This is a genomic window from Janthinobacterium sp. GL_088, assembly GCF_057837845.1.
The window spans coordinates 2,870,453-2,892,534 of sequence record NZ_CM174453.1 but is presented as its reverse complement, the minus strand read 5'-3'; the positions used below and the strand labels follow the sequence as shown (position 1 = coordinate 2,892,534).

The window sequence follows — 22,082 nt, the reverse complement described above, 5'->3', positions numbered from 1 at the left end:
TGGCCGGAGACGTCAAAGGCATATTATCGCCGCTGCCTGCGTCAGGGGGCGTCGCTGGCGGCAAATTCCACAGAAATTTGTTCCGCCACCTGCGCCAGCGCCGGTCCGAGGGCTGTCAACAGGGCGCGCGCCTGCTGCAGGTCGCCGCCCACGCGCAAACCTTCGATCGACGCGCACAGGCCGGCAAAGGCATGCGCGCCCACGGCCAGTGCCGACGATTTGCTGCGGTGGCCCAGGTCGGCCAGGCGCCCCAGGTCTTCCAGCGCCATGGCTTGCTCCATTTCGGCGATGCCGTCGCGCGCCGTGTCGAGAAACAGCTGGGTGTATTTGCGCATCTTCACGGGGTCATTGCTGAACGTGAGCGCCAGCGTGGCCAGGTCGAGGATGGCCGTGTCGCGCAACTCCGGCGAGGCTCCCGATGGCGGCGCCTTCGGCACTGCCACCAGCCTGTCACCCACGCGCGCATGGCCGATGCCGCCGATGCCTCCACGCAGCCGGAACCATTTCGCCAGCAGGTGAAACAGCAGATTCGGGGCGATCGGCTTGGTCACGAATTCGTCCATGCCCGCCTCCAGGCAGCGGGCGCGGTCTTCGCTGCCCGCATTGGCAGTCATGGCGATCACCAGCAGGCCGGCAAGCTGCGGATCGGCGCGGATGCGGCGCGTCGCCTCGAAGCCGTCCATCTCCGGCATCTGCACGTCCATCAGCACGCAGTCGTAGCGCTGGTGCGCCAGCAATTCCAGCGCTTCGCGGCCATTGCAGGCGACGCAGACGGTGGCGCCGGCGTCTTCCAGCAGTTCGCAGCCCACCTGCTGGCTGAAGACGTTGTCTTCCACCAGCAGGATGGAGGCGCCGCGGATCACGCCCAGTACTTCCGGTTCCACTTCGGCGATGCGCTCGTCGGCCGCCTGCGCGCTTTTCTCCAAGCGCGCCGTGAACCAGAAGGTGCTGCCCAGGCCAGGCTGGCTGTACACGCCCACCTTGCCGCCCATGAGCTCCACCAGCTGCTTGCTGATCACCAGCCCCAGGCCGCTGCCGCCATACTTGCGCGTGGTCGACGGGTCGGCCTGGTGGAAGGAGCGGAACAGCTGCGCCACCTCTTCCTGATTCATGCCGATGCCGCGATCCTGCACCTCGAAGCGCAGCATGCCGTGGCTGCCCCGCTCCTCGGACTGGCGCACGCGCACGAAGATGCTGCCATTGTCGGAAAACTTGATGGCGTTGCTGGTCAAGTTCAGCAAGACCTGCTCCAGGCGCAGCGGGTCGCCACGCCAGCGCTGCGGCAGTTCCGGCGCGATATCGAACTGCAGTGCCAGGCCCTTGACGGCGGCCGCGTCGCCCAGCTGGCTGGCGATATTCGCCAGCAGGGTGTCGAGACGGAAGTCCAGCACTTCCAGTTCCAGCTTGCCCGCCTCGATCTTGGAAAAATCGAGAATATCGTTGATCAGGCCCAGCAAATGCTGGCCCGAATGGAAGATTTTCTGCAGATAGTCGCGCTGGCGCGCGTCGGCCACCGATTTCAGCGCCAGGTGCGCCATGCCGATGATGCTGTTCATCGGCGTGCGGATCTCATGGCTCATGTTCGACAGGAAGTCGCTCTTGGCCTGGCTGGCCGCGTCGGCCTGCTCCTTCAGGCGGTGCAGTTCCGTCACGTCCGTGGACAGGCCGATCAGGCCCGTGACGGGCCCGGGCAAGCCCAGCGGCACCTTCACGCTCCACAGGTGATGCACCTGGCCCTGCGCATCGACGAAACGCTCCTCGCCGACAAACTTGGCGCCGCTGTCGAACACCTGGCGCTCCGTCAGCTGCACCGACGCCGCCGCATCGCCGAGCATCAACTCGCCATCCTGGCGACCGATCAGCTGCTCCGCCGAACGGCCCAGTATCTTCGCCGTGCGCGCATTCACGTAGCGGTAGCGCAGGTCGGCATCCTTCATGTAGACGTAGGCGTCGACGCTGTCGAGCACCGTATCGAGCAGGGTGCGCTGCGCCACCGCGTTGCGGCGCGAACGGTACAAGGTAAAGATGTAGCCATAAATGAGCAGGGTGCCGGCCACGCCGACGGCCAGCGCCAGCCAGGGAAAATAGCGGTCGAAGGGGCTGTACAGTTCCGCCTTGCGCACGCGGAAATGGGCTTTCCACAGGCCGCCCTGGTATGCCACGGGCAGCACCTGGTCGAAATAGTCGGCATTGCTGCCCGGTTGCGGCGGCGGTGCAGCCAGATCGTCGTCGTCATTGAACAGCAGGCGGTCCTGCGGCGTGATGCGCCAGACGCCATCGGCAGGCTGCGCTTCGGCGGCGCTGTACAGGGTCAGGTGCAGCGGCTCCAGGGCGCTGCGTTCGAGCGCGCTGTGCACCAGCTGCGCCACGCCAAAGCCGATGCCGACGGAGCCCTGGTAGGCGGCGCGGCGCTCGGCCACGCTGCCTTGCGGCATGCCGTTGCGGTACACGGGCAGGCGCATGCCCAGGCCAATGTGCGCGGGCGGCCCCTTGATCATGATCACCTGGCCTGACGCGCTGACCTCGCCGCTGTCGCGCGCCTGCGCCAGGGATTGCGCCACCAGCGGGTTGGCGCCGATATCGACGCCCATGCGTTCGGCCAGCAGGGAATCGGGTTCCAGGTAAGTGAGCACCGTGTATTCCGGCCGCTCCCCCGCCGGACGAATGGTGAAGGCGGGATAGCCGCGCGGCGCCAGGCTGGTGTCACCGCGCACGCCGGAGACATAGGCCGCGCGCTGCGCCTGCGTCAGCGCCACCGCGTAGTTGACCGACTCGATGGCCGGGAACTGGCGCGCGATATCGAGGCCGGCCACGTAATCGTGGAACTGCCGGCGCGTCAGCTGCTCGCTGGTGCGGAACAGGGCTTCGAGGCCCCGCAACAGGTCGGAATAGCTTTTTACGCGCGTGATCAGGCTATGCTGGGCGCCATGCGTGAGGTTGTCGAAACGCTGTTCGGCGTCGTCATTGACCGTGCGCGCCGCACCCGCGTACAGGGCGCCGCCCACCGCCAATGCCAGCAGCAAGCCACCCGCCCAGATCCTGATGCCTGATCCCGTCCCGCCCTTGCTCAAAGTGTGCATTGTCGATCGCTTATTCCGGTTTCCTTGAATGTGCGGCGCCCCGCCGCCCAGCAAGTACGAGGATACTATCAAAGCCCCTGCCCCACGCGCTTGTGAAAGAAAAAAAGCGCGTCCGATGGTTGCCCTGGAAAACACCGGGCGCCTAGGTCCCCGGCAACGCCCCGGCCAGGAAGTCGCAAAAGGCGCGCACCTTTTCCTGCACGTGGCGTCCGTCGGGCGTCAAGGCAAACACGCCGCGCCTGGCCATGCCGTGCGACGGCAGCACGCGCACCAGGGCGCCGCTGGCCAGCAGCGGGGCGGCGACGAATGACGGCAGCGCCCCCACGCCGATGCCCGCCACCAGCATGTCGGCCAGCAGCAGGCTGCTGTCAGCGGAAAAGCGCACGGGCAGGACAATGCTGCTGCTCCCTTCAGGCCCGGCCAGCTGCCAGACGCCGGGGCTGTCGGCCAGCCGGTAGGCCAGGCAATCGTGGCCGTGCAAGTCCTGCGCCAGCCGGGGCGTGCCGCGCCGCGCCAGATAGGCGGGCGATGCGCAAATCATTTGCTCGATGTCGCCCAGGCGGCGCGCCACCAGGGATGAATCGGCCAGCGCGGCGCGGATGCGCAGCGACACGTCATAGCCCTCGCCCACCACGTCGCGCAGGCGGTCGTCCAGGGTCATCTCGATTTTGACGTCCGGATAGCGGGCCATGAACACCGGCAGCAGCGGCGACAGCACTTTCAAGCCAAACGACAGCGGCGCATTCACGCGCAGCCGCCCCGCCACCTTGCCGGTACAGCCGCGCGTGGCCAGTTCCAGCGCATCGATTTCATCGAGCAGGCGGCAGCATTCAGCATAGTAGGCGCGCCCGCCGTCCGACAAGCTCATGCGCCGCGTCGTGCGCACCAGCAGCACCGTGCCCAGATGCGCCTCCAACTGGCGCACCTGCTTGCTGATGGCCGCCGCCGACTGATTCAGGTCCAGCGCCGCCTTGCTGAAGCTGTCGCGCTCGACCACCTTGCGAAACACGCGCATGTGCGCCAGGACATCCATGATTATTTCCATCCAGTTGAATATCTTATTATTTTATCGCTGATTATCATTGAAATGGAAAACAATATGATGGCGGCTTCTTCATTCATGTCACGCAAGGAGTACCCCATGTTCAAACCATCCGCCGCCCTGGCCGCCCTGCTGCTGGCCCTGCTGGCCGGCACAGTGCATGCTGCCCCGGCCGCCGCCCTGCCCGAAGTGGGCATCAGTCCCTGGGGGCCGAAAGACGAAATCGGCCGCCTGAACCTGATGACGCCGACATCGCGCGCCGCCATCCTGGCGCGCATCGACGGCGGCAAGAGCTACGACCTGGCCGTCGATTTTTATGTCGGCATGCCCAGCTGGCAGGCGGCAGGCGATCCGCCCTACCAGATGTGGATGACGCACACGCCGAAGGGCAACGTGGTGGCTGACTCGATGCATGTGGGCGAACAGATGAACCGCCACGTCAGTTACACGGGTTCGGCCGTGTCCATGTATGCGCACATGGGCACGCATATCGACGCGCTCAACCATTTCGGCTTGAACGGCAAGATCTGGAACGGTTTTACGGAAGAGCAATACCTGGGCGACCGGGGCTGGACCGTGACGGGCGCGGAAAAACTGCCGCCCATCATCGCGCGCGGCGTGCTGATCGACGTGGCCATGGCCAAAGGATTGCAACAGTTGCCCGACAATTACCGCGTCACGCGGCAAGACTTGCGCGCCGCGCTGGCCAAACAGAAGGTCACGCTGGAAAAGGGCGATGTGGTGCTGATACGCACGGGCCGCATGCAGCACTATGAGCAGGCGCAAACGTACATGGCGAATCCGCCCGGCCTGTCGCTCGATGCAGCGAAATTCCTCGTGGAAGATGGCGGCGCCATGGTGGTGGGCGCGGACAACCTCAGTTTCGAAGCGTTTCCGTCCGAAGTGGCGGGCAACTACCTGCCCGTGCACACGTATCTGCTGGCGCAGCAGGGCACGCCCATCCTGGAACTGGTCGACCTGGAAGGCTTGTCACGCGACAAGGTCTACCAGTTTGCCTTCATCGGCGCCTCGCTGAAATTCCGCGGCGGCGATGCGGCACCCATCCGTCCCGTGGCCCTGCCGATCCGCTGAGTTCAAACCGAGGCAGCCTGCAATGTGCTTGCACCATGGTCATCCCAGGCATCGGCGCAGCGCACCACGTCGCCCACGACGATGATGCTGGGGCTGCCCAGGCCGCTGACCTGCAAGTCGGCGGGCAAATCCCGCAGAGTGCTCAGCAATTCGCGCTGGGCTGCCAGGCTGGCCGATTGCACCACGGCCACGGGCGTGCCCGGCGCCATGCCGCCGGCCAGCAAGCCGGCCTGGATGGCGGCCACCCGGGCCACGCCCATGTAGATGACGAGGGTGAGGCCGCTTTGCGCCAGCGCAAGCCAGTTCGGTTCCGACGCGCTATCCTTGCCGTGACCCGTGACGAAAATCGCGCCCTGGCTCCAGCTGCGGTGCGTCAGCGGCACGCCGATGGACGATGGCGCGGCCAGGCCGCTGCTGATGCCGGGGATCACCTCGACGGCCACGCCGTGGCTGCGCAGATAGGCGCGCTCTTCGCCGCCGCGCCCGAACAAATACGGGTCGCCCCCTTTCAGGCGCACCACGTGCAGGCCGGCACGGGCTTCGGCCAGCATCAGGCGTTCGATGAAGGCTTGCGGCGTGGACGCGCAGCCGCCCCGCTTGCCCACCTCGACCACGCGCACGCCTTGTGCCGCATGCGCGAGGATGGCCGGGTTGACGAGGTCGTCGATCAGCACCACGTCGGCCCGCGCGATGGCCTTCACCGCCTTGAGGGTCAACAGGTCCGGGTCGCCGGGACCGGCGCCGACCAGGGTCACGCTTCCAAATTGCGCCATGATGCACTCTCCAATCAGAAAAAATGGCCGATGGCAAACGATGCCGCGTAGGCTTCCGGCGCGCTGCCGTCCCACACGACGCCGTCGCACAGGGTCGAGCTGCGCATGGCGGCCTTTGGTACTGGCGTGGCCGTCATTTCCGCCGCCTGGCGGTACAGGTCGATGCGGTTGACTTGCCTTGCCACCGCCAGGTAATCGGGCTCGTCGCGCAGCAAGCCCCAGCGCCGGTGCTGGGTCATGAACCACATGCCGTCCGACAAATACGGGAAATTCACGGCGCCGTCGCCATAAAACTTCAAGCCGTGCGCCTCGTCCCAGGTCTTGCCCAGGCCATCCTGGTAGTGACCGAGGATGCGTGGTGCCAGCGCTTCCTGCGGCGTATGCAGATAAGCGGGCTCGGCCAGAGTGGCCGCCATGGCCAGCCGGTTGGCGTCGCTGGCGTCGATCCAGCGGCCCGCCTCGAGCACGGCGGCGATCAGGGCGCGGCAGCTGTTCGGATGCTGCTGGGCAAACGCGGCGCTTGTGCCCAGCACCTTGCCCGGATGATCGGGCCAGATGGCCCCGCTGGTGGTGGCCGTCACGCCGACGCCATCGACGATGGCCTTGTAGCCCCACGGTTCGCCGGCGCAAAAGCCATCCATCTGTCCCGCGCGCAAGGCGGCCACCATCTGCGACGGCGGCACGGTCATCACGCGCGCGTCGCGCAGCGGATCGATGCCCTGCGCGGCCAGCCAGTATTGCAGCAGCATCGCGTGGTTACCGGTCGGGAAAGTATGCGCAAACGCAAACGGCCGCGCGGCCCCGCGCATGTGCCGCGCCAAGGTGGGACCATCGTGGGCGCCCTCGCGCGCCAGCGCTGCCGACAGGGTGACGGCCTGGCCGCTGTGATTGAGATTCATCAATACGGCCATGTCGTGCTGCTGCCCGCCTATGCCCATCTGCACGCCATACACGAGACCGTACAACACGTGGGCAGCGTCGAGTTCGCCGCTATTCAATTTGTCGCGCACGCCGGCCCACGACATCTCCCGGCTCAGTTCGATCTTGATGCCGTACTTTTCATCGAGGCCCAGTTTTGAGGCCATCACCAGCGAGGCGCAATCGGTCAGCGGCAGGTAGCCGATGCGTATCGTCTGTTTTTCCGGTTGCAGGGATCGCCTCACCCGGGGGTCATGTCCCGCCTCTTTGCCCGCTTGCTCTGTCATACCATTCCTTGCTGATAAGTACTGTTTTGCCGCGCCACCGTGGGCAAGGCTCTCTCCGACCAGCAGCAAGGACCGTGCCTGTGCATATCCAGTCCGAGGCAGCTGGAAACGCACCGCAATGGTGCACTGCACCAGCATGTATCAGAAAGTGGACGATTCATCCCAGCAAGTCCTCCACGTCGAGGATACGCTGGGCGATCTCCGCCAGTTTGAGTTTCTTGTTCATGGCCATGCTGCGCAAGCGCTGGTAAGCCTGGTCTTCCGTCAAGCCGTGATGCGTCATCAGCAAGCCCTTGGCCCGTTCAATCACCTTGCGTTCGAGCAGCTTGTGCCGCGTGTCGAGCAATTCGGCGCGCAATTTTTCTTCCTGGCGAAAGCGCGCGAGGGCCACGTTCAGCACGGGTTGAATGCGCTCGGCCTGCAAGCCGGCCACGATATAGGCGGATACGCCGGCCGCCATGGCCGCGTCGATGCTGGCCGTGGCGCCGTCTTCTGTAAACAATACGATGGGACGGCGCTCGTCGCGCGTGGCGATGACGATGTGCTCAAGCACGTCGCGTGCATCCGATTCGGCGTCGATGATGATGAGGTCAGGCTGCAGCTGCGCAATGCGCTCGGGAAGGTAGAGGTCGGCAGGCAGGGAGGCAACGATATCGTAGCCCGATTCCAGCAAGCCGATGCGCAAGGCATTGCCGCGCTGCACCTGGGCCGCCAAAGCCGCATTCTCGTGCACGCCGTGCTCGACGATGGTGTTGACGACAACGATGCGCAAAGGCTGGGTACGGCTGGACGTCATGGGAGCGATCTGCAATGGCTAAACACAACCATTGCAGTAAGCAAGAAGCGAACCAGATGTTTTTACTTCAGGGTCGGCATGGCAAACTCAGCGCCGGCGGCCGTGGAAGCGGGCCAGCGCTGCGTGACGGCCTTCTGTTTCGTATAGAAGCGCACGGATTCCGGGCCATGCGCGTGATGGTCGCCAAACAGGCTGCGCTTCCAGCCGCCGAAGCTGTGGAAAGCCATCGGCACGGGAATCGGCACGTTGACGCCCACCATGCCCACCTGCACCCGGTGCGTGTACTCGCGCGCCGTGTTGCCATCGCGCGTGTAGATCGCCGTGCCGTTGCCGTACTCATGCGCGTTGACGAGATCCAGCGCCGTGGCAAAATCGGGCACGCGCACGATGCACAGGACGGGCCCGAAAATTTCTTCCTTGTAGATCGTCATTTCCGGCGTCACATGGTCGAACAGGCTGCCGCCAAGGAAAAAGCCGTTTTCGTGGCCGGGCAGCACAAAACCGCGTCCGTCACTGACCAGTTTCGCGCCTTCTTTCACGCCTGTGGCGATGTAGCCGGCAATTTTATCCTTGTGCACTTGCGTGACGACAGGCCCCATCTCGGCCGACAAATCCATGCCCTGCGTGATTTTCAAGGCGGCGATGCGCGGCACCAGCGCCTCGACCAGCTGGTCCGCCACATTGCCGACCGCCACGACGACGGAAATGGCCATGCAGCGCTCGCCGGCCGAGCCAAACGCCGCGCCCATCAGGGCGTCCACCGTCTGCGGGATATCCGCATCCGGCATGACGACCATGTGATTTTTCGCGCCACCGAGCGCCTGCACGCGCTTGCCCTGCGCGCAGCCGGTGGCATAGATGTATTCGGCAATCGGCGTGGAACCGACAAAGCTGACGGCGCGCACATCCGGGTGGTGCAACAAGCCATCCACGGCTTCCTTGTCGCCCTGCACCACGTTGAAGACGCCGTCTGGCAAGCCCGCATCCGTCAACAGTTGTGCCAGCAGCAGGCTGGCGGACGGGTCGCGCTCCGATGGTTTCAAGACGAAGGTATTGCCGCAGGCAATCGCCATCGGGAACATCCACATTGGCACCATCACGGGAAAGTTGAAGGGCGTGATACCGACGCAGACACCGAGCGCCTGGCGGATCGACCAGGCATCGATGCCGCCGGCCACTTGTTCCGAATATTCCCCCTTCATCATTTGCGGGATGCCGCAGGCAAATTCCACTACTTCGATGCCGCGCGTCACTTCCCCTTTGGCATCCGTAAACACCTTGCCGTGCTCTGCCGTGATCAGCGCGGCCAATTGATCCGAGTGTTCTTCCAGCAATTCCTTGAACTTGAACATGACGCGGGCGCGGCGCAACGGCGACGTTTGCGACCAGGCGGGAAACGCTGCGTGGGCGGCGGCCACAGCCGCGTTCAGTTCGGAAGGCGTGGCCAGCGCCACCTTCGCCGTCACGGCGCCCGTGGCGGGATTGAAGACGTCGCTCGTGCGCTCGGAGCGCGAAGCCATGGGGTTGCCACCAGTAAAGTGGCCGATCTGTTGCGTTGTCATTGCAGTTCCTTTATTTGGTATTCATCAGCCATTCATGGGCCGGGTCGTTCTTGAAATGCCAGACCCGCTTGGGGCCGGCCATCACGTTCAGGTAATAGCCATCGTAGCCATACGGCACGGTTACGGGGTGGTAGCCCCTGGGCACCATCACCACGTCGTGGTTTTCCACGGCCATGGCTTCATCGATGGAACGGTCGTCCGTGTAGACTCTTTGGTAGGCAAAGCCCTGCTCCGGATTGAGGCGGTGGTAATACGTTTCTTCCAGAGAACTTTCCAGCGGCACATTGTCGCTGTCGTGCTTGTGCGGCGGATAGCTCGACGAATGGCCCGATGGCGTGACCACCTCGACCACCAGCAAGCCGTCCGCCTCGGCCGTCTGCGGCAGGATGTCGCACACATAGCGCGTGTTGGCGCCCTTGCCGCGCACGGAGCGCGTCATGGTCGATGGCTCGATCAGGCGCGCCGGACGCTGGGTCGTGGCCGGTGCGCTGCACAGCGCCACTTCCGCAGCGCTCACCGCCGTGATGCTGACCTTGGTTTCCAATGGGACATACACGGCGTAGGGTGAAATGTCTTCAAAAACGCTGGCGCGATTGCCGATGGCTTCCCAGCTCTGTTCGCCCGCCTGCACGGTGACCGTGCCCGTCAGCACGACGATGCACAGTTCGCGGCTGCCCGTCTCCAGGTTCAGGGACTCGCCGGCGGCCAGACGATGCGCGGCGAAACCGACATGCGTCCAGCCGGCCGACTCGGGCGTCACCTCGACGATGGCCTGGCCTTGACCCGCTTTCACCAGCAGGGGGCTCATGCCGCCTCCCGGCCCAGGCGCGGGATGGCATCGACGAGGCGTGCCAGGTAATCGTGGCCCATCTTCGCGTATTCGTAGCTGGGCGCGACGGCCGGGTCCTGCTCCGCCTCCACCACCAGCCAGCCCTCGTAGCCGTGCAGATACAGACGCGTGAGGATGGCCGGGAAGTCGATGCTGCCGTCGCCCGGCACGCTGAAGGCCCCGTTGATGACTGCTTGCAGGAAGCTCCAGTGGCCATTGCGGGCCAGTTTCACCACGTTGGGGCGCACATCCTTGCAATGCACATGGCAAATCCTGTCAATATGTTTGTTCAGCACCGCCAGCGCATCGCCGCCCGCAAAGGTGATATGACCCGTATCAAACAACAAGCCCACTTCCGGCCCCGTCAAGGCCATCAGCTGATCCACGTCAGCCGGGGTTTCCACATAGGCCCCCATATGATGGTGATAGGCAAGCCGCACGCCGTTGTCGAGCAAGTGCTTCGCAAACGCCGTCAATTTGTCGGCGTAGTCCTGCCACTGCTGCTGCGACTGGAAACGGGGGCGTTTATACAAAGGGCGCGCTTCACCCTGGATGGCGTCAGCCACTTCGCCGTAGACCATGACGGTGGCGCCGCTGTCGGCCAGCAAGCGCAAGTGCGATGCCACGGCGGCGATTTCCTCTTCCACGGAGCGATGGGCCAAGCGCCCCGAATACCAGCCGGAAACGCAGGCAAGATTGTATTTGCCCAGCACGGCGTTCAGGGACGGGGCGTCTTTCGGAAACTTGTTGCCCAGTTCAAAGCCCACGTAGCCGATCTCGGCGCCTTCCTTGAGGGCCGTTTCCAGCGGGGTTTCTCCCCCCAGCGACGGCAAATCGTCGTTCATCCACGAGATCGGGTTGATGCCGATCTTCACATTCCATGTCGGTGCGTTCATTTTTGTTGTCCTTGGCGGTCAAGTTCATAACGGGCGCGCGCAAGCTGCACGCCGGGCTGGGTGGAGACCTCGGGCACGGCCACTTCCCACCAGCAACCACCCTCTTCGGTCGTGCGCGTGTCGTCCGTATCGATGCAGATCAGATAGGTACGCGTAGCGGCGCGGGCGCGCAGCATCGCCTGTTCCAGCTCGGCAATGTTGGCCACGTGTTCGGACAGCGCCCCCAGCGATTGGGCATGCAGGGCGAAGTCAATACGAGGTGCACTATCGGGCAACATATTGTTGAACGAAGGATTGCCGCACGCCTGCTGCAAGCGGTTGATGCAGCCATAGCCCCGGTTGTCGAGCACGACGATGATGAGTTTTTTGTCCAGCATGACGGAAGTGGCGATTTCCGAATTCATCATCAGATAACTGCCATCGCCCACCATGACGATCACTTCGCGCTCGGGCTTGGCCATCTTGACGCCGAGGCCGCCGGCGATTTCATAGCCCATGCACGAGTAGCCGTATTCCATGTGGTAGCCGCCCGGCGTCGACGTTCTCCACAGTTTATGGAGTTCGGCCGGCAGAGTCCCTGCCGCGCAGACGACGATATCGTTGCTGGTCGAGTCCGCTGAAGAGCGCTGCACGGCGCCGATGACTTCACCGTCGTACGGCAAGCCAGCCACGTCACGCTTGCCGGTGATGCTTGCAACCGTCGCGCGCCAGGCATGGCCCGCCTGCTGCGCCCGGTCCAGCCATAGTCCCGCGCTGTTCCAGCTGCCCAGCAGCCGCGACAGGCCTTGCAAGCCCAGCGTCGCATCCGCCTGCACACCGAGGCCACGGCGTTTCAGGGCGTCAAAATGGTTGACGTTCAGGCTCACCAGTTGTGCTTGCGCAAACAGGGAATTCGAGCCCGTCGTGAAATCCTGCAAGCGCGTGCCGACGGCCAGCACCACGTCGGCCTCCGCCGCCAGCGCGTTCGATGCAGGCGAGCCCGTCACGCCGATGGCGCCCAGCTGCAAGGGATGGTCCCATGGCAAAGAACTTTTACCGGCCTGGGTTTCCGCCACGGGAATGCCATGGCGCTCGGCAAAGGCCTGCAAGGCGGCGCTGGCCTGGCCATACAGCACGCCGCCACCGGCCAATATCAGCGGTTGCTTCGCGTTCCTCAACAACGCTGCCGCTTCTTCCAGTTCCTGCTCGACGGGCGGCACGGCGCGGAAACGCACGATGCGCGGCGAAAAGAATTCTTCCGGATAGTCATACGCCATCGTCTGCACGTCTTGCGGCAGAGATAAAGTGACGGGACCGCAGGCGGCCGGGTCCGTCAAGGCGGCAATCGCCCGTGGCAAGGCCGTCAGCAACTGCTCCGGATAGACGATGCGGTCGAAATAGCGCGATAAAGGTTTAAACGCGTCATTCACCGACACGCTGCCATCCGTGGCATCTTCCAGCTGCTGCAGCACCGGGTCCGGCGCGCGCGAGACGAACACGTCGCCCGGCAACAGCAATACCGGCAGGCGGTTCACGTGGGCCAGCGCGGCGGCCGTCAGCAAGTTGGTCGCGCCAGGACCGATGGAGCTGGTGACAGCCATCATGCGCCGGCGCATGTGGGCTTTCGCATAGGCAATGGCCGAGTGCGCCATCGCCTGTTCATTATGGGCGCGGTAAGTCGGGAAGCTGTCACGGTATTGATACAGCGCCTCGCCCAGCCCCGCCACGTTGCCGTGGCCAAAGATGGCGAAAGCGCCGCCGAACAGCGGCTGTCCATCGTCCGTGCGCAAGGCGGCCAGGTAGCGCACCAGGGCCTGCGCCATGGTCAGGCGGATGGTGGCGCTCATGCTGCACGCTCCAGGCGGTTGCGCGTACGCTGCCACAGGGCAATGAGCTGCTCGAAGTTGGCGCGTACTGCGGCGATCAGGCCCGCATCGTCGAGTTCGCCCGCCAGCCAACGGCGGCTCGGTTCCTGGAAGATGGTGCGGCCCACCATGAAGCCGCGGCACGTCGTGCTGGCACTGGCTTGCTCAAAACTGTCGGCCAGGGCGGCAATCGGCGCGTTCAAACCCAGCAGGACGACGCCACGGCAATACGGATCGCGCTCATGCACGAGGGCATCGATGGCTTGCCATTGTTGGGCAGACATGCTTTCCAGCTTCCACCATTCCGGGTAAATGCCCAGGTTGTACAGGCGCTTGACGGCACGCAAGACCGTGTCGTCGCCGTGCGGCAAGGCTTCCGACGGTATGACTTCCAGCAACAGTTCGTGACCGCTCACTTGCGCCGCATCGTACAGGGCCTTGATCTGCGCTTCCTGTTCCAGGCGGTTTTCCACGGCATCGTCCGGATGCAGTTGCACCAGGCACTTGATCACATGTTCCTTCGGCCAGCTGAGCAGGTGCGAGCCGATGGAACGGCCCCAGTCGAATTGCAGCGGGTTTGATCCCGGCAACTCCACGGGGCGGCCTATCCACCAACCCCGCCCCGTCGCATCGTTGAGCGCATCGACGCCATAGCGGCCATCGATCAGCACGCCCGTCTTGCCGGCCAGTTGCAAGGCCGTTTCCGTTTGCGCCACGGCTTGCACCATCAATTGTTTCAGGGCCGCAATGGCCGACTCGGGCGCACCCGTCTGTTGCGCCAGCTCAAAGAATTGCGTACGGTGATCAAAGGCAAATACGCACAACTCATCCCATTGCTTGCGCGCCACTGTCGTGCGGTGCAGGCGCGACAAAGTCGCGTCCTGGTCCGGCTGCGTCAGTTTCACCGCATTGGCGAGGAAATAGTCGAGTTCGACAGGCGACGGCATGGCCGGTGCACAGCCGTGGCGCGACACGACCAGGGCGCCGCAACCGTTCGCGTAGCGGCAGCACGCTTCGTAATCCTCGCCGCGCAGCCAGCCTTTCAGGAAGCCTGACAGAAAAGCGTCGCCTGCGCCCAGCACATTCAGCACTTCCACGCGCACGCCGCGGTAGTTATACGCGTCATCAAGACTGGCCGGCACCACATTGTCGATGACGGCGCTGCCCAGCGGGCCCCGCTTGACGACCAGGGTGGCCAGGGTGGCGGCCCGCACGGCGCGCAAGCTGGCCATGATGTCGGCGCCGCCGCCGGCGATCATGAATTCCTCTTCCGTGCCGACGATCAGGTCGAACTGCGGCAAGATGCTTTGCAGATGTTTGGTCACGCCGTCGTTCGAAACGAAACGCGTTTCGCCATCGGCCTTGCCCGACAAGCCCCACAGCACGGGCCGGTAATCGATGTCGAGCACGGTGCGCACATTGTTCGCGCGGGCCAGTTTCAAGGCTTGCGTGCTGACGGCATGCATGGCAGACGTGGAGAAATGCGTGCCGGTGATCAACAACGCCTTGCTGGAGGCAATGAAGTCCGCATCCACCGAAGAGGCTTCGATGGCCATGTCGGCGCAATTTTCACGGTAAAAAATCAGGGGAAAGGTGTTTTTATCCTTGATACCCAGCATGACTAAAGCCGTCAGGCGGTCGCGGTCGATGCCCACGTGGCTGACGTCGCAACCCTCCTTCGACAAGGTGTCAGTGAGGAAACGCCCCATGTGGTCGTCGCCCACTTTCGACAGCATGGCTGACTTGAGGCCCAGGCGGGCCGTGCCGAAGGCGATATTCGCCGACGAACCGCCCAGGTATTTGGCGAAACTGGTGACATCTTCCAGGGTGCTGCCGATCTGCTGCGCGTACAGGTCCACCGCCAGGCGGCCCAGGCAGATCACGTCCAGCGCCCGCCCCAGGGCAAATTGTGTGGAATTATTCATGGCTATCCTTAAATCGTGACACCGTCGAGTTCACTCATCAGCGTTTGCATTTCCGCACCGCCCGCCATCATGTCGAGTACTTCATCCTTGGAAACGGTTTCCTTGGTGTAAGTGCCCAGCGACTTGCCCCGGTTCAAGAGAGTGAACGAGTCGCCCACGGGATAGGCATGGTGCACATTGTGGGTAATAAAGATCACGGACAAGCCCCGTTCGCGCGCCTTGTAAATCAGTTTCAGGACATTAAACGACTGCTTCACGCCCAGCGCGGCCGTCGGCTCGTCGAGAATCAGGACGCGCGCGCCGAAGTGGATGGCGCGGGCAATGGCCAGGCATTGCCGCTCGCCGCCCGACATCGTGCCCACGGCCTGATGCGGATCGCGCACCATGATGCCCATCTCGGCCAGCTTGTCGCGCGCCGTGGTGGCCGCATATTCCATATCCATCACGGGCAGCACGCCGAACATTTTCCGCATCGGTTCGCGGCCCATGAAGAAATTGCGCGCCACGGACAGCAGGGGCACCAGCGCCAGGTCCTGGTAGACGGTGGCCACGCCCAGGTCGAGCGCCTCTTTCGGCGAATTGAAGCTGACGGGCTTGCCGTCAACCAGATACTCACCGCTGGTGGGCCTGTGCACGCCGGCCAGGGTCTTGATCAGGGTCGACTTGCCGGCGCCGTTGTCACCGAGCAGGCAATGCACTTCGCCCGGTTTCAAGCGCAGGGTGACGTTTTGCAGGGCGATGACGGAGCCGAAACGTTTGCTGATGTTTTCCAGCGCAAGGATGTATTCGCTCATGGCTTATCTCGCTTCCGTGACACGGGCACGGACAAAGTTGTTGAACAGTACCGCGATCAGCAGCATGACGCCGAGGAAGACGCGGAACCAGTCCGAATTGATATTGGTATAAGTAATGCCGATCTGCACCACGCCGAAGATCAGCGCGCCGAAGCAGGCGCCGACGACGGAACCGTAGCCGCCCGTCAGCAAGGCGCCGCCGATGACAGCCGCGATGATGGCTTCGAATTCCTTTTGCATGCCGCGGTCGGCGGCGGCCGAACCCACGTCAAATACTTGCAGCGTGGCAAACAGGCAGGCGCAGAAGGCGGTGAAGACGAACAGCGATACCTTGATGGTTTTCACCGGTACGCCCACGTTCTTGGCCGCGTTGGCGTCGCCGCCGACGGCGAAGATCCAGTTGCCGATGCGGGTGCGGGCCAGGACGAAGCCGGACACGAGCGCCAGGCCGGCCCACCAGACGATGACCTTGGGGATGCCCTTGACCAGCGGCGCACCATTGTCGAGCGCCGTGATCCAGCCCGCCTTGGCCATCCAGGCGAATAGCGAAGTGCCCACTTCGCCATGGAACAGGGTCGTGGCCAGCCAGTCGTCGGCGGCCAGCGCGCCGATGCCGCTGACGATGGTGCGGTTGGCAAACATGATGGACAGCGCCAGGGTCAGGCCGCGCAGGATGAACAAAAAGGCCAGGGTGACGATAAACGAAGGCAAGCGCGTCTTGATGACCAGGTAGCCGTTGAGCCAGCCCAGCGCCATGGAACCGGCAAAGGCGAACAGGATGGCGGCCCACACGGGCCAGTGGAAGTAGACGGAAGGAATGGCGATCATCATGCCGGCAAAGCCGATCATGGAACCGATCGACAGGTCGAATTCGCCGGCAATCATCAGCACGCAGGCGCCGATGGCGATGATGCCCAGGTAGGCGGCCACTTGCGCCCAGTTGATCACGCCGTCGAGGTTGAACATGCCAGAGTCGCCTGCTGTCAGGACGAAGAAGGCGAACACCAGGATGGCGCCCGAGATCGAGGCGAACTCCGGGCGACTGAACAGCCGCTTCAGCCGGCTGACCTGCCCCACGCGCTCATCAAAGCCCTGCTTTTGCGGCGGCGTGCCCGAGGCGGCCATGCCACCCTGCTCCACGCTTAATTTCACGGTACTCATGCTATGTCTCCCTTGTTTTATAGCAACCTGCCAGCCTCGACAACAATTCCAGGGCGGCAGGACCCGCGCGCCGGCAAGCTTGGCCTGCGCGCGGGGACTACAACTAAGTATTGATTGAATTGAAAAGCGGTTGCTTAACGGAACTGGCCGGCGTATTTCTCCACCTTGCCGATATTGTCCTTGGTGACATATCCGGGACCGGAACCGATATGGCGCGGGCCATACGATGGTGCCAGGCCGTACTCGGCCAGGCGCGCCTTGAACTTGGCGTTATTGATCAGCTTTTCGCGGATCTTGGCCAGGTCCGTGGTCTTGTCCTGCTTCATGATGGCCAGCACGGCAACGGGGATATAGCCTTGCAGGTACGGTTGCTGGTCGATCGCGAACTGGATGCTGCCATCCTTGATGCCTTTCGAGATGTCATCGGACAGGTCGAACGTGGCAAACCACATCTTGCCCTTCAAACCCATTTTTTCCAGCGCCTTCAACGAAGCGTGGGCCGAAGTGGGTCCCAACGCCAGCACGGCCTGGGTTTTCGGGTTGTTGCGCAGGTAGGCGCTCAGCTTGCTCTCGATGGTGGTCGGATCTTCGCCCGCATCCAGGGTAGCAGCCTTGAAATCGACGCCGATGGCCTCGGCAAAGCCGCGGCAACGTTCGAACGACGATGGATTCGTCGCATAGTGGTTGACGCAGACGAAGGATTTGATGCCGGCCGCCTTGGCTTTTTCACCGGCGCCCTTGCCTGCCTCGAATTCGGGTTGGCCCACGTGCATCACGGCACCCAGCTGCTCGCTTTGCGTCAGAGTACCGGAGTTGATCGTGACAAACGGAATCTTCTTGGCGGCAACCAGACCCAGCGGTTTTTGCAGCACGCTGAAGTCGGCGATGCTGACGATCACGCCGTCGTAGTTGCGGGCTGCCGATTGCTCGACCAGGCGCGCCATATCGGCCAGGTCGCCATTCGGCGGATTGCGGTAGTCGACGGTGACATTGAAGTCTTCGCCAGCTTGCTTGACGGAATTTTTGATCGTATTCCACCAGGAATCGGAATCAGGCGCATGGCTGATCAACACGAATTTCTCGCCCGCCGCGTGGCTGGCGCTCATGGCCAGACCCAGTCCCAGGCCGAGGCCCAGCACGGCCAGGCGCTTCAGAAATCCCTTACGCTTATTGCTTTGCATGAATGTCTCCTTGAAGGATTAATTTTTATAGTTGCCAGCTTTTGTCGCGTGTCAGCGGGGAGCCGGAATACTGGCAAGACCCGATGCACTGCGCACAGCTTAGGCCACAAAAAAGACAAATGCAATAAAATTTTCAAAATAAATTTAAATAGAAAATCATTTCTATTTTCTGAATTCACTCCTATAATTCTCGCCAGAACCAGCCGCACGGAATTGATACACCGTCGCGGCCCAGCAAGCACACAGAGGAAAAAAACCATGGCAGCCACCGCCCCCATCGAACAGCTGATGCAGCACATTGCCGCCGAGTACGACAATCTGTCGCGCCAGTTGAAAGTCATCGCCCAATACATCGAGAAGCACCGGGCCAGCCTGATGCTCGAGCGCATCAGCGACATCGCTGCCGCCTGCGACGTGCAGCCGTCGGCCATCGTGCGCTTCGCGCAGCGCTTCGGCTACACGGGTTTCAGCGAAATGCAGGATGTCTTCCGCCAAGCTTATACGGACCAGGCCGGCGCCACGCCCGACTATCAGCAACGCATCCGCAAGCTCATTTCCACGCGCGACGCCGCCCTCAGTGCGGGCGACCTGACGCGCGAATTCGTTGGCGCCAGCCGCGCCGGCCTCGACGACCTGGCCGCAGGACTCGACGACGCGCAACTGGAAGCGGCCGTCAACCTGCTGCTGAAAGCGGAAAACATCTATGTGATCGGCGTGCGCCGGTCCTTTCCGATCGCCTCCTACATCGCCTACGCGCTGGAACACACGGACAAGCGCGTGCACCTGATTAGCGGACTGGGCGGCATGCACCGCGAACAGATGCGCAGCGTGCGCGAACGCGATGTGGCGATCGCCATCAGTTTCTCGCCTTACGGCAAGGAAACCCAGCAGTGCATCAAGGCGGCGCAAGACAAGGGCGCCAAGGTCCTGGTGATTACTGACAGCAAGCTGGCCCCGCTCGCGCGGGCCGCCGACGCGCTGCTCACCGTCACCGAGGGCAGCGCCTTCGCCTTCCGCTCGCTGACCAGCACCATCTGCCTGTGCCAGGCGCTGTTCATCGCGCTGGCATACAAATTAGAGCTCGACATCGAAGAAATCCACACCCCAGGAGAACATGATGATTGAAGTAGCGTTGTTCGGCGCCGGACGCATCGGCAAAATCCACGCGGCCAACCTGGCCGCCCAACCCGGCGTGCAGTTCAAGTATGTGGTCGACGTCAACCAGGAAGCGGCCGCCGCGCTGGCTGGCTTGCATGGCGGCAGCAGCGCCACTGTCGAGGCGGCACTGGCCGACCCGGCCGTCAAGGCCGTCGTCATCGCTTCCAGCACGGACACGCATGCGGACCTGATCCTGCGCTCGGCCGCCGCCGGCAAGGCCATCTTTTGCGAAAAACCCGTCGACCTGACCCTCGACCGGGCGCGCGCCTGCGCCGCCGCCGTCAAGGAAGCCAAAGTGCTGTGCATGCTGGGCTTCCAACGCCGCTACGACCCGACTTTCAATGCCGTCAAGACACGCATCGCAGCGGGCGAAATCGGCACGCCGGAATTGCTGATCGTTACCAGCCGCGATCCGGGTCCGCCTCCCGTCAGCTACATCAAGGTATCGGGCGGCATCTTCAAGGATATGCTGATCCACGATTTCGACATCTTCCGCTGGATACTCGACGATGAAGCCGTCAGCGTGCACGCCACGGGCAGCTGCCTCGTCGATCCCGCCATCGGCGAGGCGGGCGACCTGGACACGGCCGTCGTCACCATCCGCACGGCCAAGGGACGTTTGTGCCAGATCAATGCCTCGCGCCGCGCCGCCTACGGCTACGACCAGCGTTTTGAGGTGCTGGGCAGCGCCGGCATGCTGCAGGCGGGTAACCACAAGCCGACGGAAGTGACGGCGTATGGCTCAGTGAACGTCAGCGTGGACAAGCCGGAAGATTTCTTCCTGGAACGTTATCGCGTGGCCTACGCACAGGAAATGGCGCACTTTTTTGACGCCCTCAGCCACGGCACGCCGCCGCGCACCACCGTCCACGATGGCTTGAAGGCACTGGAACTGGCCGAAGCGGCCACCTTGTCGTGGCGCGAACAGCGCGTGGTCACTTTATAAACCAATAATAAAAATACCTGGAGACACCATGTCATCCCCAACATTAAAAGTCGGCATCGTCGGCCTGGGCCGGCTGGGCCAGCGCCATGCCATCAACCTGGCGCAGCGCGTGCCGAATGCCGAAGTCGTGGCCGCCTGCAGCCCCGTGCAAGCCGAACTGGACTGGGCCGCCAGCACGCTCGGCATCACCACCGGCTATGCCGATTACGACGCCCTGCTGGCCCATCCGGGCCTGGACGCCGTCTTCCTCGTCACGCCCACCTCGCTGCACGCGGACCAGATCATCGCCGCCCTGCGCGCAGGCAAGCACGTGTTTTGCGAAAAACCGCTGTCGCTGGACCTGGCCGACTGCCTGAAGGTGGAAGCGGAAGCGGCGCGCCATCCGCAGCTGACCATCATGATCGGCTTCGTGCGGCGTTTTGACGCCAGCTACCATGACGCGCAGCAAAAGATCGCCCAAGGCCTGATCGGCAAGCCTTACCTTGTCCGTTCGCAAACCTGCGACCAGAACGACCCCAGCGGCGCCTTCATGCGCTTCGCCCCCACCAGCGGCGGCATCTTCCTCGATTGCAGCGTGCACGATATCGACCTGGCGCGCTGGCTGCTGGGCAATCCCGTGCCCAAACGCGTGTATGCGAGCGGCACCAACGCCATCCACACGGGCTTGCAGGCGTTCGGCGACGTGGACAATGGCCTGGCGACGGTCGAATTTTCCGATGGCAGCATGGCTAGCTTCATGGCCTCGCGCACCATGGCGCACGGCCACGAAACCCTGACGGAAGTGTTCGGCACGGGCGGCCGCCTGGCCGTGGGCAGCAATCCACGCCTGAACAGGGTGGAAATTTCGGATGCGCATGGCGTGCGCAATGAATGCACGCCGGACTTCTATGCCCGCTTCGCCGACGCCTTTTTGATCGAAGCGCAGGAGTTCACGGATGCGGCACTGGGCCGGCGCACCTTGTCGCTGACCTTGCACGATGCGACGGAAGCGACGCGCATCGGCCTGGCCATGACGCAGGCGATGCGCGAGGCACGGCCCGTGGAGTTTTAAGCCGCCAGGGGATTCAGGCAGCCGGCGCGGGAAATGGACGCTCGGGCTGCCTGGGTTCCACGGCCAGGCGCAAGCCCATGGCATCGAGGATGGCCGTCAAGGTGCTCAAGGAGGGATTGCCATCGGGCGACAAGGTGCGGTACAGCTGGGTAGGATTGAGCTTGGCCGCCTGCGCCACGGCGGGCACGCCGCCAAAGGCGCGCGTCAGCTGGCGCAGCACGGCCAGCAGTTCGCCGTGGTCGCCATCGACGAGGATATTGTTGATGAGTTCCAGGGCGAAGGCGGGATCGTCGCGGTACAGCTCAGCCATCGCCTCGTCATGCGAGCGGTCTCTTGCTGGTTTGCTCATGACCTCTTTCACGTCCTCTTTCATCTTCCCTCTCCTTCCAGTCGTGCCAGCAGGCACAGGCGTATTCGATATCTTTCGACTGCGTGCGCTTGTCTCCGCCACACAATAATAAAATGATCTGCCCGTCAGCGATGGCGTAATACACGCGGTAGCCAGGCCCCACATCGATGCGCAACTCCCACACACCGTCGCGGCAAAACTTGTGGTCGCCAAAATTGCCGGGAATCATACGCAGTACCCGGCGCACGATGGCTACCCTGGCCGTATTGTCGCGCTGGCGCTTCAGCCATTCCGTATACAAATCCCTGCCCGATGATGTCAGGTAGTGCCGTATCTCGTACATCATATTCGTCCATAAACGAAGAAAGATCAAGGGTAAAATCACGTGTACATGTAAA

Annotated in this window: 19 protein-coding genes; 4 read left to right on the top strand and 15 right to left on the bottom strand. The window is 63.2% G+C overall.

The genetic code is table 11. From position 1 onward, the window contains the following. Window positions 1-41 precede the first annotated feature (41 nt). Both AC3IQ7_RS13225 and AC3IQ7_RS13220 read right to left on the bottom strand, forming a co-directional pair. Complete coding sequence (locus AC3IQ7_RS13225) at window positions 42-3,080, bottom strand: CHASE domain-containing protein (protein WP_489210033.1); 3,039 nt, start codon at window positions 3,078-3,080, stop codon at window positions 42-44. Window positions 3,081-3,222: 142 nt separating this feature from the next. Continuing rightward, window positions 3,223-4,113, bottom strand: coding sequence for a LysR family transcriptional regulator (locus AC3IQ7_RS13220; protein WP_489210031.1), 891 nt, complete (start codon window positions 4,111-4,113; stop codon window positions 3,223-3,225). 108 nt (window positions 4,114-4,221) lie between these two features. On the opposite strand from AC3IQ7_RS13220, the gene AC3IQ7_RS13215 reads away from it, so the two are divergent. Further along, window positions 4,222-5,214, top strand: coding sequence for a cyclase family protein (locus AC3IQ7_RS13215; RefSeq protein ID WP_489210029.1), 993 nt, complete (start codon window positions 4,222-4,224; stop codon window positions 5,212-5,214). A 2-nt stretch (window positions 5,215-5,216) separates the two neighbouring features. On the opposite strand, the gene cobA is transcribed toward AC3IQ7_RS13215, so the two are convergent. From cobA to AC3IQ7_RS13160, 11 genes are all read right to left on the bottom strand, one after another. Beyond that, a complete protein-coding gene (cobA, locus tag AC3IQ7_RS13210) occupies window positions 5,217-5,987 on the bottom strand; it encodes a uroporphyrinogen-III C-methyltransferase (protein WP_322428899.1) in 771 nt (256 codons plus the stop codon). A 14-nt stretch (window positions 5,988-6,001) separates the two neighbouring features. After that, on the bottom strand, window positions 6,002-7,192 hold the full coding sequence (locus AC3IQ7_RS13205) for a CmpA/NrtA family ABC transporter substrate-binding protein (RefSeq protein WP_489210027.1): 1,191 nt from the start codon (window positions 7,190-7,192) through the stop codon (window positions 6,002-6,004). A 157-nt stretch (window positions 7,193-7,349) separates the two neighbouring features. Beyond that, the gene (locus AC3IQ7_RS13200; protein ID WP_099380218.1) at window positions 7,350-7,988 is read right to left on the bottom strand and encodes an ANTAR domain-containing response regulator; all 639 of its coding nucleotides are present in this window, start codon (window positions 7,986-7,988) and stop codon (window positions 7,350-7,352) included. Between the two features lie 62 nt (window positions 7,989-8,050). Continuing rightward, window positions 8,051-9,550 carry a CoA-acylating methylmalonate-semialdehyde dehydrogenase gene (locus tag AC3IQ7_RS13195; protein ID WP_489210025.1) on the bottom strand — a complete coding sequence of 500 codons (1,500 nt, stop codon included), beginning with the start codon at window positions 9,548-9,550 and terminating at the stop codon, window positions 8,051-8,053. A gap of 10 nt (window positions 9,551-9,560) precedes the next feature. Beyond that, complete coding sequence (gene iolB, locus AC3IQ7_RS13190) at window positions 9,561-10,358, bottom strand: 5-deoxy-glucuronate isomerase (RefSeq protein ID WP_035817911.1); 798 nt, start codon at window positions 10,356-10,358, stop codon at window positions 9,561-9,563. Then, on the bottom strand, window positions 10,355-11,275 hold the full coding sequence (iolE, locus tag AC3IQ7_RS13185; protein WP_489210023.1) for a myo-inosose-2 dehydratase: 921 nt from the start codon (window positions 11,273-11,275) through the stop codon (window positions 10,355-10,357). The genes iolB and iolE overlap by 4 nt, the downstream gene beginning before the upstream one ends. Further along, a complete protein-coding gene (gene iolD / locus AC3IQ7_RS13180; protein ID WP_489210021.1) occupies window positions 11,272-13,101 on the bottom strand; it encodes a 3D-(3,5/4)-trihydroxycyclohexane-1,2-dione acylhydrolase (decyclizing) in 1,830 nt (609 codons plus the stop codon). Before iolD ends, iolE begins: the two co-directional genes overlap by 4 nt. Beyond that, a complete protein-coding gene (locus AC3IQ7_RS13175) occupies window positions 13,098-15,044 on the bottom strand; it encodes a bifunctional 5-dehydro-2-deoxygluconokinase/5-dehydro-2-deoxyphosphogluconate aldolase (protein ID WP_099380223.1) in 1,947 nt (648 codons plus the stop codon). The genes iolD and AC3IQ7_RS13175 overlap by 4 nt, the downstream gene beginning before the upstream one ends. Before the next feature lie 8 nt (window positions 15,045-15,052). Further along, a complete protein-coding gene (locus AC3IQ7_RS13170; RefSeq protein ID WP_322428892.1) occupies window positions 15,053-15,838 on the bottom strand; it encodes an ATP-binding cassette domain-containing protein in 786 nt (261 codons plus the stop codon). Window positions 15,839-15,841: 3 nt separating this feature from the next. Further along, window positions 15,842-16,963, bottom strand: coding sequence for an ABC transporter permease (locus tag AC3IQ7_RS13165; RefSeq protein ID WP_322428932.1), 1,122 nt, complete (start codon window positions 16,961-16,963; stop codon window positions 15,842-15,844). A gap of 170 nt (window positions 16,964-17,133) precedes the next feature. Beyond that, window positions 17,134-18,180 carry a sugar ABC transporter substrate-binding protein gene (locus AC3IQ7_RS13160; RefSeq protein ID WP_099380225.1) on the bottom strand — a complete coding sequence of 349 codons (1,047 nt, stop codon included), beginning with the start codon at window positions 18,178-18,180 and terminating at the stop codon, window positions 17,134-17,136. Between the two features lie 258 nt (window positions 18,181-18,438). Between AC3IQ7_RS13160 and AC3IQ7_RS13155 the strand changes: the two genes are divergently transcribed. Genes AC3IQ7_RS13155 through AC3IQ7_RS13145 form a run of 3 tightly spaced genes read left to right on the top strand, consistent with a single transcriptional unit; the run spans window position 18,439 to window position 21,335 of the window. Then, window positions 18,439-19,305 (top strand): MurR/RpiR family transcriptional regulator, encoded by an 867-nt coding sequence (locus tag AC3IQ7_RS13155; protein ID WP_034757651.1) that lies wholly within the window; start codon window positions 18,439-18,441, stop codon window positions 19,303-19,305. Continuing rightward, window positions 19,298-20,284, top strand: a complete 987-nt coding sequence (gene iolG / locus AC3IQ7_RS13150) for an inositol 2-dehydrogenase (RefSeq protein ID WP_489210446.1) — start codon at window positions 19,298-19,300, stop codon at window positions 20,282-20,284. Before AC3IQ7_RS13155 ends, iolG begins: the two co-directional genes overlap by 8 nt. A 28-nt stretch (window positions 20,285-20,312) precedes the next feature. Beyond that, window positions 20,313-21,335, top strand: coding sequence for a Gfo/Idh/MocA family oxidoreductase (locus tag AC3IQ7_RS13145; RefSeq protein ID WP_328574842.1), 1,023 nt, complete (start codon window positions 20,313-20,315; stop codon window positions 21,333-21,335). A 13-nt stretch (window positions 21,336-21,348) separates the two neighbouring features. Here AC3IQ7_RS13145 and AC3IQ7_RS13140 read toward each other — a convergent pair whose 3' ends face one another. Both AC3IQ7_RS13140 and AC3IQ7_RS13135 read right to left on the bottom strand, forming a co-directional pair. After that, window positions 21,349-21,684 (bottom strand): helix-turn-helix domain-containing transcriptional regulator, encoded by a 336-nt coding sequence (locus AC3IQ7_RS13140; RefSeq protein ID WP_099380228.1) that lies wholly within the window; start codon window positions 21,682-21,684, stop codon window positions 21,349-21,351. Next, on the bottom strand, window positions 21,653-22,030 hold the full coding sequence (locus AC3IQ7_RS13135) for a type II toxin-antitoxin system RelE/ParE family toxin (RefSeq protein ID WP_489210016.1): 378 nt from the start codon (window positions 22,028-22,030) through the stop codon (window positions 21,653-21,655). Before AC3IQ7_RS13135 ends, AC3IQ7_RS13140 begins: the two co-directional genes overlap by 32 nt. Window positions 22,031-22,082: the final 52 nt, after the last annotated feature.